This window comes from Pinirhizobacter soli (genome assembly GCF_015905305.1).
Taxonomy (GTDB): Bacteria; Pseudomonadota; Gammaproteobacteria; order Xanthomonadales; family Rhodanobacteraceae; genus Pinirhizobacter; species Pinirhizobacter soli.
In genome coordinates this window covers 265,999-282,093 of sequence record NZ_JADZLQ010000001.1, presented here as the reverse complement: position 1 = coordinate 282,093, position 16,095 = coordinate 265,999, and the positions used below count along the sequence as shown (strand labels likewise).

19 protein-coding genes are annotated in these 16,095 nt (G+C 61.4%); 6 read left to right on the top strand and 13 right to left on the bottom strand.

Annotation, left to right across the window (positions count from 1 at the left end; genetic code table 11):
- Position 1 precedes the first annotated feature (1 nt).
- The 11 genes from NDK18_RS00880 to NDK18_RS00830 form a co-directional block, all read right to left on the bottom strand.
- A complete protein-coding gene (locus NDK18_RS00880) occupies positions 2 to 544 on the bottom strand; it encodes a lipocalin family protein (RefSeq protein ID WP_250626815.1) in 543 nt (180 codons plus the stop codon).
- Positions 532 to 1,638 (bottom strand): SAM-dependent methyltransferase, encoded by a 1,107-nt coding sequence (locus NDK18_RS00875; protein WP_250626814.1) that lies wholly within the window; start codon positions 1,636 to 1,638, stop codon positions 532 to 534. The genes NDK18_RS00880 and NDK18_RS00875 overlap by 13 nt, the downstream gene beginning before the upstream one ends.
- A complete protein-coding gene (locus NDK18_RS00870) occupies positions 1,635 to 2,417 on the bottom strand; it encodes a DUF1295 domain-containing protein (RefSeq protein ID WP_250626813.1) in 783 nt (260 codons plus the stop codon). The genes NDK18_RS00875 and NDK18_RS00870 overlap by 4 nt, the downstream gene beginning before the upstream one ends.
- Positions 2,414 to 2,968, bottom strand: a complete 555-nt coding sequence (locus NDK18_RS00865) for a DUF2878 domain-containing protein (protein ID WP_250626812.1) — start codon at positions 2,966 to 2,968, stop codon at positions 2,414 to 2,416. Before NDK18_RS00865 ends, NDK18_RS00870 begins: the two co-directional genes overlap by 4 nt.
- Positions 2,965 to 4,218, bottom strand: coding sequence for an SAM-dependent methyltransferase (locus NDK18_RS00860; protein ID WP_250622956.1), 1,254 nt, complete (start codon positions 4,216 to 4,218; stop codon positions 2,965 to 2,967). Before NDK18_RS00860 ends, NDK18_RS00865 begins: the two co-directional genes overlap by 4 nt.
- 17 nt (positions 4,219 to 4,235) lie before the next feature.
- Positions 4,236 to 5,012 carry a DUF1365 domain-containing protein gene (locus NDK18_RS00855; protein WP_250626811.1) on the bottom strand — a complete coding sequence of 259 codons (777 nt, stop codon included), beginning with the start codon at positions 5,010 to 5,012 and terminating at the stop codon, positions 4,236 to 4,238.
- Positions 5,009 to 6,307, bottom strand: a complete 1,299-nt coding sequence (locus NDK18_RS00850) for an NAD(P)/FAD-dependent oxidoreductase (protein ID WP_250626810.1) — start codon at positions 6,305 to 6,307, stop codon at positions 5,009 to 5,011. The genes NDK18_RS00855 and NDK18_RS00850 overlap by 4 nt, the downstream gene beginning before the upstream one ends.
- Before the next feature lie 3 nt (positions 6,308 to 6,310).
- Positions 6,311 to 7,294, bottom strand: coding sequence for an acyl-CoA desaturase (locus NDK18_RS00845; RefSeq protein WP_425600622.1), 984 nt, complete (start codon positions 7,292 to 7,294; stop codon positions 6,311 to 6,313).
- 79 nt (positions 7,295 to 7,373) lie between these two features.
- Entirely contained in the window at positions 7,374 to 8,153 is a 780-nt protein-coding gene (locus NDK18_RS00840; RefSeq protein ID WP_250622959.1) for an anti-sigma factor, read from the bottom strand.
- Positions 8,150 to 8,710: a sigma-70 family RNA polymerase sigma factor gene (locus NDK18_RS00835; protein ID WP_250622960.1), complete on the bottom strand. Its 561-nt coding sequence runs from the start codon at positions 8,708 to 8,710 to the stop codon at positions 8,150 to 8,152. Before NDK18_RS00835 ends, NDK18_RS00840 begins: the two co-directional genes overlap by 4 nt.
- A 258-nt stretch (positions 8,711 to 8,968) precedes the next feature.
- A complete protein-coding gene (locus NDK18_RS00830; RefSeq protein WP_250626809.1) occupies positions 8,969 to 9,991 on the bottom strand; it encodes a zinc-dependent alcohol dehydrogenase family protein in 1,023 nt (340 codons plus the stop codon).
- A gap of 140 nt (positions 9,992 to 10,131) precedes the next feature.
- Here NDK18_RS00830 and NDK18_RS00825 point away from each other — a divergent pair, with 140 nt between their 5' ends.
- Entirely contained in the window at positions 10,132 to 11,049 is a 918-nt protein-coding gene (locus NDK18_RS00825) for an AraC family transcriptional regulator (RefSeq protein ID WP_250626808.1), read from the top strand.
- Between the two features lie 2 nt (positions 11,050 to 11,051).
- On the opposite strand, the gene NDK18_RS00820 is transcribed toward NDK18_RS00825, so the two are convergent.
- The gene (locus NDK18_RS00820; protein ID WP_250626807.1) at positions 11,052 to 11,957 is read right to left on the bottom strand and encodes a LysR family transcriptional regulator; all 906 of its coding nucleotides are present in this window, start codon (positions 11,955 to 11,957) and stop codon (positions 11,052 to 11,054) included.
- Positions 11,958 to 11,959: 2 nt separating this feature from the next.
- Between NDK18_RS00820 and NDK18_RS00815 the strand changes: the two genes are divergently transcribed.
- The 3 genes from NDK18_RS00815 to NDK18_RS00805 all read left to right on the top strand — a co-directional run bounded on the left by NDK18_RS00815 (position 11,960) and on the right by NDK18_RS00805 (position 13,843).
- Complete coding sequence (locus NDK18_RS00815) at positions 11,960 to 12,631, top strand: carboxymuconolactone decarboxylase family protein (protein WP_250626806.1); 672 nt, start codon at positions 11,960 to 11,962, stop codon at positions 12,629 to 12,631.
- A 249-nt stretch (positions 12,632 to 12,880) separates the two neighbouring features.
- The gene (locus tag NDK18_RS00810; protein ID WP_250626805.1) at positions 12,881 to 13,315 is read left to right on the top strand and encodes a DUF4288 domain-containing protein; all 435 of its coding nucleotides are present in this window, start codon (positions 12,881 to 12,883) and stop codon (positions 13,313 to 13,315) included.
- A 132-nt stretch (positions 13,316 to 13,447) separates the two neighbouring features.
- Complete coding sequence (locus NDK18_RS00805; protein ID WP_250626804.1) at positions 13,448 to 13,843, top strand: hypothetical protein; 396 nt, start codon at positions 13,448 to 13,450, stop codon at positions 13,841 to 13,843.
- Between the two features lie 117 nt (positions 13,844 to 13,960).
- Here the strand turns inward: NDK18_RS00805 and NDK18_RS00800 are convergent, their stop codons facing one another.
- A complete protein-coding gene (locus NDK18_RS00800) occupies positions 13,961 to 14,491 on the bottom strand; it encodes a hypothetical protein (protein WP_250626803.1) in 531 nt (176 codons plus the stop codon).
- A 65-nt stretch (positions 14,492 to 14,556) separates the two neighbouring features.
- Here NDK18_RS00800 and NDK18_RS00795 point away from each other — a divergent pair, with 65 nt between their 5' ends.
- Entirely contained in the window at positions 14,557 to 15,612 is a 1,056-nt protein-coding gene (locus NDK18_RS00795) for a GlxA family transcriptional regulator (RefSeq protein WP_250626802.1), read from the top strand.
- Positions 15,613 to 15,857: 245 nt separating this feature from the next.
- Entirely contained in the window at positions 15,858 to 16,061 is a 204-nt protein-coding gene (locus NDK18_RS00790) for an MbtH family protein (protein WP_284691316.1), read from the top strand.
- Positions 16,062 to 16,095: the final 34 nt, after the last annotated feature.

The following is a 16,095-nucleotide window of genomic DNA, read 5'->3' as shown; positions in this document are numbered from 1 at the left end:
CTTACGTTTCCGGCCCCTGCTGCGGAACCTTGCGTACGTCCTTGAGCGAGTAACCCAGCTGTTTCACACGCTCCATCAGTGCGTCGTAGTCGGCCTGGGAAATCGTCGGCGTGCGCGCCATGATCCAGGTGTAATCACGGGCGTCGCGGGCGACGATGACCTGGCTGTAGTCTTCCTTAAGGTAGGCCACGACGTACTGTGCCTTGACGGGCCAGAAGACTTGCACGCCCCACACGGCATTGCCGCTGCCCGTTTTTACGAAGGCCGTGGAATGGATAGCCTTCACGGGGCTGTTGAACGAACCATTGTTGAAGCGGAACGCGGTGTAGATGTTGCCGTCCGGCTGCATCGTGTAGGTTTCTACCGCGTTATAGGCATTCTTCTCGAAGCGGGTAGGGATGGTGGCGATCACATACCAGGCGCCCATGAAGCGCGGCAGGTCCACATGCGCGACCGGCTTGATCGGCGGCAGGCTGCCGGCGTGGACGCAAGCACTGACGATGATCAGGCCGCAAGTCATCAGTAATTTCTTTAGCGAGTGCATGCGATAGCTCCCTCGGGCCGCACGAACCGGTAGTGCGCAACCAGCCATTCCTGGCCGTCGGCGTACCCGAAGAGTTCCGCGCAGGACATCCAGAACATGCGCCAGCGCTGGAACCATAGTGGTGCGGCTTTGTTGCCGTAGGCCTCGGTGAGCGCTGCCATCACCTGATCTTTGTGCTTGTCCTGGTTGGCCAGCCAGTGATTGGCGCTGCGCTGGTAATGCGTGCCGTCGACTTGCCAGCGCTGCTCGATCTTCAGCCCGCGCTGGAACCACAGCAGGGTGTCCGACGCAGGCATCAGGCCGCCGGTGAAGAAATGCCGGCCCATCCAGTTGTCTTCACCGGTAGTCTCGAACGGATACATCAAGGTTTTGTGGGCGAAGATGTGCACGAACAACTTGCCGCCCGGCCGCAGCCAGGTGGCGATACGGCCCATCAGGATATCGTAGTTGCGCATGTGCTCGAACATCTCGATCGAGACGCAGCGATCGAACTGCGCAGCATCCATCTCAAGCTGGTTGACGTCCTGGGTGATTACGCACACGTTGGACAGGCCACGCCGGCGGCATTGCGCTTCAATATGCTGGCGTTGCTGGTTGGAGTTGGAAACGGCGACGATCTTCGCACCGGGATACCGTTCGGCCATCCACAGCGTAAGCGATCCCCAGCCACAGCCAAGTTCAAGGATCTTCTGCCCATTGGCAAGTTCCGCGCGTTCGCCATACAAGGCCAGCATGGCCTCTTCGGCCTGATCAAGTGATTCATCGCCGCGGGGATAGTAGCAACCGGAGTACTTCAAGCGCTTGCCCAGGCACAGCTCGAAGAACGCCGGCGGCAGCTCATAGTGCTGCGCGTTGGCAGCATCGGTGTGGATCGCCACGGGGCTACGCCGCAGCATCTCGATGCGGTCGGCATAGCGCGCCGCCTGCTGATCCAGGCCGCCGGCCGCCTCGTCGCGCAGACGCTGCGCGCACAGGCGGCGAATGCCTTGCCGCAACAACGCATCGGGCAGATGGCCTCGCTCGGCCAGGCCCAGCAGGCCGGTGGCGGGGTGCTCCTGCGGCCGTTCGTCGAAAGCCGTAGCGGCGATGTTCATGGCGAGCTCCTTTTCGGAAACCAGGGAATAAGCATGGATGTGCTTCGTTGATAGGCGCGGTAGTCGTCTCCACGGCTGCGCAGCGCCTGCGCCTCGGTATACGGGATGCCGCTGATCCAGCGCAGGAAGACGTACATCACCAGCGGCCCGGCCCAGGCCAGCCACGCGATAGGGGAGCCGATCGCGATGCAGATGTAAGCAAACCAGTGGACCCATTCGAAGAAATAGTTGGGGTGACGCGAATAGCGCCACAGGCCGTCCCGGCACGTGCGGCCGCGGTTTGCCGGATCGGCCCGGAAACGGGCCAGCTGCCGGTCGGCGATCGATTCACCGATCACGCTGACCAGCCAGATCGCCACGCCCGCCAGCAGCCATGGACCGAACCCGCGTGGGTTGCGTGCCACCGCCAGGAACGGCAGCGCAAACAATACGATCAGCAAGGCCTGGAACTGGAAGAACGCGAAGAACTTCAGCTGGCTGCCATGCCAGTGCGCACGCAGGCTCTGGTAGCGGCCATCCTCCGGCTCGCCACGAACCCGTGTCCACAGATGCACGGCAAGTCGCGCTCCCCACAGGCCGCCAAGTACGGCCAGGATCACCCTTAGCAACAAACTGCCGTCGCCGAGCAGGGCAAACAGCACCGCGCTACCACCCAGGCCACCGGCCCAAAGTGCATCGACAATGCCGGCGTTGGCGTGCGAGCGTTGCCACAGCCAGCCCAGGGTCATCATCAAGGCCACAAGCAGCCACAGCACGGCAAGCTCAATCCAGGGGTTCATGGCGTATCCCCCTGCAGGGAAATCGGCTGCGGCGCCCTGTCGATCGACCAGCGCCTGGCCAGCCACGCCAGCGTCGGTGTCACCAGAGCCCAGCCGAAGCCAAGCCATAACAAGCCGCGCCACGCGGGATCGGCAAAGCTCACCACCTGCCAACCGCGCGATGCCCCTAGATACGCCAGTGGTCCGCCGATAGCGCCGAGCATGGCGGCCACCCATAGACGTGTCTGCAGCCAGCGCAGTGATTGCGTGAGGGTCAACGCGAAGGTGGCCCACAGTGCCAGGATCCATGCCGGAACCCACATGGCAGATGGCCACGGTGCGGCATAGATGGCCAGCCCTGAACGGATCAACCCGCCATCCACCACCAGCCCCAGTACGATCGCCGTCGCCATCAGCGACAGGTCGGCCTTGTAGTGACGCGCAGCCACCAGCTGACACGCTGCATAGAGCAGCATGCCGACGATCCCCGGCCACGCCAGTCCATGCCCGGCGCCAATCACGGCGGCAAACCAGACCAGCTGATAGCCGATGAGACTGGCCCAGAATTTCATGCAGGCACCACCTTGCGGCTACCCGGCTTGGCCAGCAGCAGGTGTGCTACGCCGATCGAGCGCTCGCGGAAGCCCCCTTCGCAATACGCCAGGTAGAACTCCCACATACGGATGAAGCGTTCGTCGAAACCCTGCGCGCGCACCTGCGGCAGGTGCGCCATGAAGCGTTCGCGCCAAGCCTTCAGGGTCAGCGCATAGGAGTGGCCGAAGTCTTCCATCTGGGTCAATGCCAGGTCGCTGCTGCGGGTCTTTGCTGCCAGGAGTGCGTTGATCGACGGGATGAAGCTGCCGGGAAACACATGGCGCTTGATGAAGTCCACCGACGCCAGGGCCTGCGCGTAACGGTGATCCTCGATGGTGATCGCCTGCAGCAGCGCCAGGCCGCCGGGCTGCAGCAGGCTACCGAGCTTCTCGAAATAAACATCCAGGTACGGCGCACCGATCGCCTCGACCATCTCGATCGAAACTAGCTTGTCATACTGGCCTTCAAGGTCTCGGTAGTCCTTGAGCAACAGGCTGACACGGTCGCCAACACCCGCCGCTGCCACGCGTTCGCTGGCCAGCGCATGCTGCTCACCCGAGATCGTGGTGGTGGTGACATGGCAGCCGTAGTGTTGTGCGGCGTACAGCGCGAAACCTCCCCATCCAGTGCCGATCTCGATCACCCGATCGGTGGGTTTGAGATCGAGCTTCTGGCAGATGCGTTCGAGCTTGCGTGTGGAGGCGACATCGAGCGTGTCGGATTCGTCCGTCCAGATCGCCGATGAGTACATCAGGTCCGGCGACAGGAACAGGCTGAAGAAATCGTTGCCCAGGTCGTAGTGCGCGGCGATGTTGCGGCGGCTGCCGTCCCGCGTGTTGCGGCGTAATGCATGCCAGGCGCGCATCGCCATACCACCGAGGCGAGCCAGGCCGCTTTCCATGCCGTCGAGCATGTCGCGGTTGCGAACCAGCAGTTGCACCAGGCCGACCAGGTTGTCGCAGCGCCACAAGCCGTCCATGAAGGCTTCGCCGGCGCCCACGCTGCCGTTGGTGGCGACAGCTCTGTAGAAGGCGGGGTCGCGGATGTCCATGCGAACCTGCAGGTCGGCAGTGGCATCACCGAACTGAAGTTGCTCGCCGTCGTCAGTCAGCAGTAATCCACCGTGCCGCAACTGGCTCATTTGCCCGAGCAACTGCCGGCGCAGGAAGCGATCTAAGCTGCCCGTGCTCGTGGTTTCGTAATCGGCCGTCTTGGCGATGTCGTTCATGGAAACCTCGATGGTAGTCAGGAAACGGCGGGGTGATCGTGGACAGGATTGCGCTTGAGCCACAGCCGCAGTGCCTGCCAGTGGATGGCTCCGACCACTTGCGCGGTCATCAGCGGATAGCGCCAAAGCACGCGAGCGAGGGAAGCGCCGGTCAGGGGTTTGCGTTGCAGGACTAACGTGGCATCGAACTCGCGCTCACCCTCGCGCAGTACATCCATATGGACGCGCAACTGGTCGCCAGGCGTGGTGAAGCTCCAGTCGTACTGGCGCGCCATCGGCATGAAAGGCGACACGTGGAAGGTCTTGGGGAAGGTCCAATGCAATGCCGATCCTTGGGCCTGCGCGGTCTCGATCGGCAGCACATAGGCGTGGCGTTCCTTCCACGGCGTATTGGTGATCTCCGCCACGATGCAGACCAGGGTCACCCCGTCCTCGGCATAGCAGTAGTAGAAGCTGACCGGATTGAAGACCAGTCCGAAGTAGCGCAGGTGGGTCAACAGGCGGATTGGGCCGACCGGGCGATGGCCCGTAGCTTCTTCGACGCGCTGACGCACGGCCTCGGCCAGCGGCAGTTCGAGTGGGCCGAGATAATCCTTGCGGCGGAACTGCGCGATGTTGCCGTGATCCTTCGACCACAGCCAACGATGCTTGAACACGCGGTCGACTTCGTCCAGGTCCAGGTAGAGCTGGGCCATCGGGTAGTCGAAGGCATGTGGGTGCGGTGCTAGTCGACGATGGCGTACCACGCCTTCGTACACCGCGCTCGCCAGGGGTGCGGTCGCTTCGGCCTTCACGCAGCGATCCCCTCGACGGTTGACTCGAACACTGGGGCAGGTGCCGCACCCAGCGGCCAGCAAACGCCGAGCGCCGTCGCGACCTCGACGGCGCTGCGCATGCCATCCTCATGGAAACCCCAGCCCCAGTACGCGCCGGCAAACCAGGTGTGGCGCTTGCCCTGGATCTCGGCTTTGCGCGTCTGTGCCGATACCGACGAGTGACTGTAGACCGGGTGGTGGTATTGCATGCGCGCCAGAACCTTGGCGGGGTCGATCGCTGCGCTTCGATTGAGCGTGACCACGAAGGGTTCGGATGACTCGATACCCTGCAGAAGGTTCATGCAGTAGCTCACCGTGCACGCCTCATCAGGGTCGCGTGGCAGCCACGCGTTCCACGCAGCCCACGCCTTGCGTCGCTTTGGCAGCACGCTGGCGTCGGTATGCAAGACGGTATCGTTGGCCTGGTACGACATGGCGCCGAGAATGGACTTCTCGCGGTCGTCGGCATCATCGAGCAAGGCGAGTGCCTGGTCGCTGTGGCAGGCGAGCACTACGTGATCGAAATGCTCGATGCCGGCCGGGCTGGTGATCTCCACCCCCGCGGCGTGGCGGCGAATCGAGCGCACCGCACACTGCAGGCGCTCGCACACCGACCAGCGCTCGCGCAGCGCCTGTACGTAGGTGGATGAGCCGCCGCCCACCACGCGCCACTGCGGGCGCTCGCTGATCTGCAGCATCTGGTGATTGGCCATGAATTGCACCAGATACCGTGCCGGAAAGCCAAGGATATGTGCGGCCGGCGACGACCACAGTGCCGATGCCATCGGCACCAGGTGCTCGTCGCGGAAGGCGGCGCCGTAGCCGTGTTCAAGAAGATAGTCACCTAGCGTGGGACCTTCCCCCGGAAAATCGAGCAGGGCAGGTGCCTCCCGATAGAACCGCATCAAGTCGCGCACCATGCCGATGAACCTTGGCGAGAACAGGTTGCGCCGCTGGCAGAACAACGTATCGAGCGTGGTCGCGTTGTACTCCAGCCCGCTAGCCTCGCTGTGCACCGAAAAACTCATCATGGTGGGCTGCGACGCCACGCCCAGCTGCTCGAACATCCGGGTGAGCAGGGGGTAGTGACTGGGGTTGTGGACGATGAAGCCACTGTCGATGCGATAGCGGCGACCTTGTTGCTCCACGTCATGGGTATGCGTGTGACCGCCGAAGTAACTGCCGGCCTCGAACAGTGTGACCTCGTACTGGCGCGACAGGAGCCACGCCGATGCCAACCCCGCAATACCCGATCCGACGACGGCGATGCGCATGGCTCAGCTCCGCGCCCGGGTCAGCACCCAGGCGGGTACCGGCTTCAACCCGCGCACCAGGCCAAGCGCCGACATCAGTTTCAATCCGTACCAGGTGAGGTCCACTTCCCACCAGTGGAAACCCTGCCGGCTGGAACCGGGGAAGAAGTGATGGTTGTTATGCCAGCCTTCGCCAAACGTGAGCAACGCCAGCCACACATTATTGCGACTATCGTCTTTCGTATCGAAGCGACGCTTGCCGAAGCGGTGCGCCAGCGAGTTGATCGTCACGGTGGCATGGAAGAGCACGATGGTGGAGACGAAGAACCCCCAGGTCAGCATCTGGCCGCCGCTGGTGCCGAGCGACGGCGCAACGTGATGTAGCAGCACGCCCAGCGCATACAGCACGACGGCCAGCACCACCGGAATGGCGATGTCGTAGCGATCGAGCCAGCGCAGCTCCGGGTATTTCGCCAGGTCCGGCACACGCGACAGGTCGGTGCGGAAATTACGCGGTGTCAGGAACCAGCCGATATGGCTCCACAGGAAGCCATGCACGTGCGGCGAATGCGGATCGGCCGTCGTGTCGGTCACGCGATGGTGATGCCGATGATGCGCCGCCCACCACAGCGGCCCGCGCTGCACGCAGGAGGCGCCGATCAGTGCGAAGGCAAACTGTACGGCGCGCGAGGTCTGGAACGTGCGATGCGAAAAGTAGCGGTGGTAGAAAGCCGTCAGCGCAAACATGCGCACGATGTACAGCGACCCCGCCACGATCAGCGCGATGGGCGACACGCCGACCCAGATCACGCCCAGGCAGGCCAGGTGCATCGCCACGAATGGCGCGGCGCGCAGCCAGTCGATGCGATCCTCGCGGCTCTCGTCCACCTCCACCGTCACGCCGGTATCGAACCAGCGGCGTACGGTGCGAACCAGCCAGGAGCTGCGCACCGCCGGCGGTTCTATCTCGCCGGACAGCGATATTGGGATGGGTCTGGAACTTGCCATGGAAACGTACCTGTCTGCGTGTCATAGACAGATACGGTCCAAGTGGCGGCCCGGATGCATGGCATCCGGGCGCAGTGGATTAAACCCGGGTGCGATCCGCCTGGCCGTGGCCGGTCAGGGCCACCCTGCCGCCGGCATTGGGCGCGGCGCCAATCGCACCCTTGCCGATCACGGCACCTGTGGGTTGACCGGTCGGCGAGCCGCCGATCGGCTCGACCGACACGGCAAGCACGGCCGTGGGGCCAAGCTGCGCCAGCAGTGCCGGATCAAGCGCCAGCGTGGTGGGCTTGTCGCGGTCGATCATGCCCACCGAGATCGGTTTGCCTCCGGCGGGAATAAGCCAAAGCTCGGGCGCGCGGCCCTGCTCGAAGGACACCGGCGTTGCCGGCACCACCACCATCCGGGCGTGCTCCAGGTCCATCGTGGCAGTCCAGCCGGCCGAGCCGTTGTCCTGCTGGATGGTCGAAGCCATGTAGCCGGCATTGACCACCGCAGGCGCGGGCGTCGGCCGAGGCAGCGACACCACCACAAGCAGGGCGGCAGCCAGCGCAGTGGCGCCGATACCAAGCCAGCGCCACAGTTCCAGGCTGTCCCACAGGCCCTTGCGTGGCGTGACCCTGGCCGGCGCCTCCAGTTGCAGGGCGTCCTGGATTCGCGCCCACACATAGGGCGCCGGCGCAACCTCGCCGATCGTGTCGGCCAGCGGTATCAACCGGCGCTGCCACAGGGCAACCGCGGTAGCCGCTTCGTCGGAACCTGCCACTTCACGCGCCACTTCGGCACGCGTGTCGGCATCGAGCACGCCCAGCACGTACTCGGCGTAACGCAGGTTGTTGCCGTCTTCGAAGGGCGTATTCATGGGTCCAGGCACGTGCGAAGTTGCATCAGGCTGCGGCGGATCCAGCTTTTCATGGTTCCCAGCGGCACCTTGCAGCGTGCCGCCAATTCGTTATACGTAGCTCCGGTGAAGAAGGCTTCACGCACCGAACTTTGCTGTTGGGGCTCCAGTTCCTCCAGGCATTGCTGGAGCCGCTGGTATTCCTGGCTGGTTTCAGCCCCGGCCGCCGGGGTGGGCTGGTCATCGACGGTTTCGTTCAGTTTCGAGGGATCATCGAGCAATTCCTCGCGATGCTGGCGCAGCCGGTCGATCGCCTTGTTGCGTGAAAGCGTAACCAGCCAGGTGATCGCACTGGCCTTGGCCGAGTCGAAACTGGCGGCCCGCCGCCACACCGTGGTGTAGGTTTCCTGCAGCACTTCTTCCGCCTCGCCGCGGTCGTGCAGCATGCGCAGGCACACACCGAACAGCTTGGAAGAGGTGCGTTTGTAGAGTTCGGCAAACGCCTTCTGGTCGTTGCGGCCGGCCTGCTGCAGCAACCGGTTCAGCTCGTCGCGCTCGGCGGGGCTGGTGACACTCATGGGCAGACCGTCCCCTGGTTGTGAGTGGTCCGACGGGCGTTTCCATCGGTTTACCTGGCCAAGATAACAGGGGAAGGTCTACGGAGCGTCGTCGTGGGTCGATGAGCGACTGCCCGTCAGTTCGATTCAAGGAACTGATAGTCGAGTCGAATACGCCCGGCGTCGTCCAATCGCGTCTTCGGCCCAAAGCGTTGCCAGGGCAACGCGCCGGTGTTGTGTAGAGGGCGACGTAGCTTTCAGCGAGTGCTGTTAATGCGCTCATGAGCTCGCCCCCGCAATCACGACCTTGCCCATATGGTGGCTGGCCTGAAAATACACATATGCCTGCTTCGCATCGTCGAAATCGAATACGCGGTCGATCACCGGTTGTAGGCGATGGTGGGTGATGGCGCGATTCATTGCCTCAAAGCCGGCCCGGCTGCCAACGGCTACGCGGTGGATCGAAATCAACCGCCCGCCGAAGAGGCGAGGGTCCAGCGTGATGCCGGGACTGCTGAATGCGCCGACCAGCGCCAGCTGCGCGTCGAAGGCGGCGGATTTGATCGAGCGTTCCAGCGTATCCGGGCCGATGGATTCAAGTACGTGGTCGACGCCTCGGCCTTCGGTGGCTGCACGTACGGCGACATCCCAATCCGGCGTGGCTTTCGAATCGATCACCGTATAGGCACCAAGCGCGCGCAGTTGTTCGCCGCGCTCGATGCGCGAGGTCACGGCGATAACGCGGGCGCCGAACAGCTTGGCAAACTGCAAGCCGAATAACGCTACGCCGCCAGTACCCAGCACCAGGACCGTCTCGCCGGCCAGCACCGGGCGAGCTCCCCCCGTCAGCGCCGACCAAGCCGTGAGCGCGGCGCATGGCAACGTTGCACCCTCTTCGAACGAAAGATGGCGGGGCAGTGTTACCCACGATGATTCGTCGGCCACCGCATATTCAGCGAGCATGCCCTCATGAGTACAGCCGAATTGCTCGCGCGCCAGCTCAGGCGTCAGGCGGCCATCGATCCAACGCTGGAAATAGACACCGGCAACGCGGTCGCCCGGGGCGAAACGCGTCACCCCGGCGCCCACCGCGATCACTTCGCCCGCTCCGTCGCTAAGTGGGGTGATACCCGCTGGCGCGGCAAAGGCGTAGCGGCCTTCAAGGATCATCACGTCCCGGTAGTTCAACGATGCCGCCCGCACCCGAACCCGGATGTCGTGGCGGCCAAGCCCAGGCAAGTCGCGTTCGCCGAGGCTGAGACCTTCCATGCCGCCGAACGCATTCAGGCGATAAGCGCGCATACGGGGTTTCTGGTGCGGGAACATAGGAGTTTCCTGTGTCGATAGTTGGCTGGACAGCGCGCCAATGTAAGGTAAGAATGTAGGAGCATTAATGCTTGAAGCTCTGCATTTATTGTCCAATCGTCCATATCGGATAACCCATGGATCCGCTTGATGAGATTTTCGCCACGATGCGCGTGCAGAGCGCGGTCTATGCCCGCCTGGAAGCGGGCGCCCCATGGGGTTTGAGTTTCGCCGCCGGCGTGCAGGCGCGTTTCGGCTTGGTGGTGCGGGGCGGTGGCTGGTTGAGCGTAGAGGGCTCCACGCCCATTGCCCTGGCCACGGGCGATTGCTTCCTGCTGGCAAGCGGACTGTCCTATGTCCTGCGCGATGAAATGCATTCGTCAACGCAAAACTGCGTGGATGTGGTCAAGGAAAACATCGGCGGCGTGGTGGAATTTGGCGCAGATGGCGCCCGAACCACCATCATCAATGGCTGGTTCGCTTTCGATCGATTAAGCGCGCAACCCCTCATCGAAGCATTGCCGCCCGTTCTGCATGTGCGCATGGATCAGGACCGCACGCACTTGCTGCAAGCGGCGCTGCAACTGTTCGCGATGGAAACCGCCGAGAAAAACCTCGGGTCCGGCATCGTGATCAGCCGGCTTGCCGATATCATTTTCGTGCAGGCCGTCAGGGCCTATGTCGCCTCGCTGCAAGGGCAGGGCGCTGCCGGATGGCTGGCCGCCCTGTCCGACCGAAAACTGGCCCCGGCGCTGCGGGCGATCCACGGTGACCCGGCACGGACGTGGACAGTGCAGGCGCTGGCGGCGGCGGCCGGGCAATCGCGCTCGAGTTTCGCCGCGCATTTCAGGGACCGTGTCGGTGAATCCCCGATGGAATATCTCACGCGCTGGCGTATGTTTCGGGCCGGCTGCCTGTTGCGGCAGAGCGACAAATCGTTGGGCGAAATCGCTGCCATGATTGGCTACGAATCAGAGCCGGCGTTTAGCAAGGCCTTCAAGAAAGCCGTGGGCGCTCCACCGGGCGCATATCGGCGTGGGGAAGCATCCAGCTGACCCTATGGACGATTCTGGCCAATCGCCATCTGAAGCAAGGGTAGAACGAAGTCGATGAAGGCCCTCACCTTGACCGGCAGCTTTCCGTGCGCAGGGAATACAAGGTTGATCGGGAAGGAAGGGAGCTCGAATGGCACAAGCACCTTTTCCAGGGTTCCTTCCTGCAGCAATGAGGCCACTTGGTAAGCCACGACACGCGTGATCCCCAGGCCCGCTACTGCCGCATCAATCGCCGCTTCCGCTGTGGTCACCGTCAAACGTGACCGCACGGGAACCTCTACTGGATGTTTTCCCTGGGCAAACCCCCACTGCTCGCCACCGGGCAACCCGTCAAACAGGACGCAGTCATGGGACACAAGATCCCCTGGCTTTTGAGGCCGGCCGCGAACTTCCAGGTAACGTGGGCTGGCGCAGCTGACGATACGTGTTTCCCCAATGCATCGGGCTACCAGCGAGCTGTCGGGAAGCGTGCCAATGCGTAGCGCAACATCAATGTGTTGCTCCACCAGATTCATCCAGCGATCCCCCAGCAACAGCTGGACCGTGATGTTGGGATAGGCCGAGAGAAATGCCGTGATGGCGGGCAAGAGGTGCATGCGGCCAAACACGATGGGGGCAGTGACCACCAACTCGCCCTTGGGCTCGACATACTCGCCGCTGGCCAGGCGCTCGGCAGCTTCCACTTCCTCCAGGATGCGTCGGCAAGCGTCGACGTAGGCGCTGCCGGCGTCGGTCAGCGCCAGCCGCCGCGGCGATCGCACGAGGAGTTGGGAACCCAAAGCCGCTTCCAGGTCCGACACCTTCCGGCTGACGGTGGCCAACGGCATCGAAAGCCGACGGGCAGCGGCGCTCAGGCTGCCGCCATCGACGATCGCTACCAGTACGCGCATGGCTTCCAGACGGTCCATCAATGATTCCAGAAAATGGAAGATTGGTTCTTGATTTGACCATCTATTTGACAGAAGTGGAAGGCTCTAATGTTCACCCATCGCCGGCCAAGACCGGCATTTCCCTGGAGTTCGTCATGTCCCGCATTCCCACGCCCGCAAGCATCGCAGATGCCCCAGAGGCCTCCCGTCCGATGCTGGAAGCGGTCAAGAAGCAACTGGGCGTCGTCCCGAATCTGTTCCGGCTGATCGCCACCAGCCCGGCTGCGCTTGAAGGCTACCTCGGGATGTCCGGAGCCCTGGCCAAGGGCACTTTGCCCGCGGCTACACGTGAGCGCATCGCGCTGGCGATCGCCGAAGTCAATGCGTGTACCTATTGCCTGTCGGCGCATACCTACCTGGGTAAGCACGTGGCCAAGCTTACCGAGGCCGAAATGGAAGCGAACCGCCGTGGGACGTCCACCGACAACAAGGCCGATGCCGCAGTGGCCTTTGCCGCTCAGGTGGCGCGTGAGCGTGGGCATGTTGGCGCCGATGCCGTGGAGAAGGTGCGGGCGGCGGGTTATTCAGACGCGCAGATTGTCGAAATCGTCCAGCACGTGGCACTGAACACCTGGACGAACTATCTCAACGAAGCGATGGGCACGGAAGTTGATTTTCCCGTCGTTGCGCCGTTTGCCGCGGCCGGTAATTAAGGAGAACCGACAAGGTCTTGGCCTTGGTCATCTGACGAAGCTCGCCTGATCGGCCGGTTGGCTCGGCGGCAGTGTTGCCGAGCCTAACTTCTTCTTGTGCGGATATTTGACATGTCTGTGATTTATCGAGGAGTGGATCGCGCCGCGGAGCGAGCTATGATCGATGGGCATGTCGTTCCATCAGAGCTGGACCTCTGCCGGAGCGTCCAGCTCTGATGGGGACAATCAAGGAACAGGGGAGTGGCTTGGATGGGCAATGACAGCGACCAGCAGTTTTCCAGCGAAATCTCGCCCGTAGGATGGTACGTAGGCTCGTATCAATTGCGCTTTATCGAGCTCAATGAGGCAGGAAACGACGACCTTGAGGCCAGCTTCTTGGTTTGGGAAAATACAGTGATTGTTCGGGCTGAAGATCTGGAAGAGGCATTTCAAAAGGTGGAGGCTGTAGGGCTGCAGCAAACCGAGCCTTACCAGGGTGGCTCGGAAGGCGTGCCCGTCCAATGGATCTTCGAAGGCATTACTAGTCTCTTGCCCATTTACGAAGCACTGGAGGACGGCTCCGAAATCATGTGGGAGAAGCATGACTCGGTCAAGCTGAGCGAGCTCCGAGGTCAATCGGTGTCTCTGGAGAAAATTCGGGAACGCTTTCGAAGCGACAGAGCCGAGCGGGAGCAGTGGGACTGAATGACCGCACCTATATTTCCAATTATCGTTCCGCGATCATACTTTTCCTCTGGCAAATGGCCAGGTAATCACCTATTGCTGAACCATCCAGAGCTGGCGGTTACGTGGGTTGAACTCACGAGTGATGACGCGATGCTTTACGTTAACAAGGATCGTCACAAGGAACTGGAAGCGGAGCATGGCGACTTGCACCATCACTCGATGACCGTCCTGCGTCGGCAATCACAGAATCTGCTCGCCACACATGCGAAAGAAGACGGTGACCGGACTATTCTTCTCTGCATGATGCACGCGGACGGACTGGGATCTTCACGGCTCTTGCTTCTACCCGAATTGCAAGCCCGCTTTCCAGGCGGCTTTGAGCTCGCCATCCCGGACAGAAGTTGTGGCATGGTCATGCCGCTCGGCTTACCAACAGAAGACGTATTGACGTTTTCCACTATGGTGAGTAGTTGCTATGGGAGTGCTACTACGCCCATGCTGGACGGATTCTACCGGCCGAAAGATTTCGAGATCGCTCAGGATTGAGGCGCGACATGGCTAAAGCGCAGAATCTCAAAGGTATGGATGATGATCGATCGCGACGAAGACAGGCAGTGACGGTCGTCTTCCTGTCTTGCGATATCGAAGCGGCGCCTTCTGGCGTCACGCTTGTTTGATACCTTCCCCCTGCGCCACCACCGTCCAATGCGCATTGTCGCTGGATACCTCGACACGGACCGTTGCCTTGGTCGGCGTGCTGTAGTGATAGGTGACACGGTAAGTTTTATTGTCCGACTTACCATAGGCAATCCACGTATTTCCTTCAACGGTCATGCGTGCAATGAAGGGTTCGGCACCGCTTCCATCGGAGTCAAACATTTCATAGTGCCAGTAGCTTTTGTCGCTGTAGTTATATGTGCTGACGGCGTGTGACTTTACTGTTTTGCCGGGGTTGTTCATGGTAAAGCTGCACGCCATGAATGCCTTGTTGGGCGCCCATGTGCACTCTTCCAGCCATGTCCATTTGCCGCCTTTCTGATCGCCCACGGCCAGATCTTCTCCGTGGTACAGCCATGTACCTGCGGTAATGCCAAGTGGTTGAAGTTCTGGAGCAAGGGACGGTGCATCAGCGCACCATGCCGACGATGCCAGGGTCAACGTGGCGAGGGTGGCAAATGTTGACAAGCGGCGCATGGTCATTCTCTCAAAGCTAAATAGGTGGACCGTCTTGAACGGGCGTATTCGATCTGGATTGGATCTTGACGACTCGGTCCCCGCCGGACAACGCTAATCAGACCTCGTTTTCTGCCAATCCGATGCCTGCCACAAGAATCATTGCATTTGTTCTTTTCGACGACGCACTGGCCCTCAATATCGCCGGACCCGCCGAAGTATTTGGTAGCGCCAATCGATTGTCGGATTTAAACGTCCCGCTCTACGCGTTTGTGTATCTGTCCACCGAGGGCGGGCTGGTAAGGACTGGCACTGGCATGCCGATTCACACCGAATCCATCGCAACCGTGGATGTGCATAGGCTCGATACGATTATCGTGGTCGGCGGCGCCACGGTTGCCGTAGCGATGCGCGATACTGCGTTGATCGATTGGATAGCACATGCATCCACCATCGTGCGGCGCACTTGCAGCGTGTGCACGGGTGCTTTTCTCCTGGCTGCTGCGCGTCTACTGGATGGACGCCGCGCCGTCACCCATTGGGCATCCGTGGGTGACCTTCTGGCGCAGTTCCCTGCGGTGGACGTGCAGCTGGATCCCATCTATGTCAACGACGGCAACATCTGGACGTCTGCAGGCATATCGGCGGGGATCGATCTGGCGCTAACCCTGGTGACCGCCGATCATGACCGTCGCCTAAGCCTTGCAGTCGCGAGGGATCTTGTCGTTTTCCTGCATCGCCCAGGAGGGCAGGCGCAGTTCAGCCTGACACTCGCAGCCCAGACGGACACGAATACACGCAGCGTTCAATCCCAGCTCGCCGCCTTGCATACCTGGCTCGTCGAGCATCTGGATGAGGATCTGACTGTTGAACGTCTTGCCGCGCGCGTGAAAATGACGCCGCGCACCTTCGCGCGCAAGTTCGTCGAGGATTATGGCCGCACATCGACCAAGCTGGTCGAGGATCTGCGTCTTGAAACTGCACGCCGGCATCTTGAGGAAAGCCATGCTTCCATCAAGCAGATCGCCAGCCTTTGTGGCTTCGGGGATGAGGAGCGAATGAGAAGAGTGTTCGTGCGGCGCCTGCATGTATCTCCTTCAGGCTATCGGGGACAGTTTGCCATCCGGCTACTTCGAAATTGACGAAACAATGTGCCGGAAATGTGCACTGGTTTCGGGCGACGTGCTGAAATATTCGTACACAATCGGACGATTGCCGACGAGAAGATGCCTCTCGAGAACATGCGTATTTTCTTGCGAATGTTCGAAACATCATGTTCGTTGACAACCGGGGCCATACTCCACGAACTATAAAAAGCCGTCTCGACGGCATAAGGGTATTCGGCAACTTCGCGTCACCTTGATATCCAGATCAGGTCACTCTGTGCATGTCCACCAGCTCAAGTCAGCCAGCAGCGATGTTTAAAGTGGTTGTCAATCAAGACGGACAATATTCGATCTGGCCGGTGGAAAAGGCCGTGCCTCCGGGGTGGACGGATGGAGGCAATCAAGGCTCGAAAGAATCTTGCCTTGAATTCATCAGCGGGCAATGGACCGATATGCGTCCCCTTTCGCTCCGCAGAATGAAATAAAGCAACGGCATCCTGCCCTGGGTAACTGACCAGC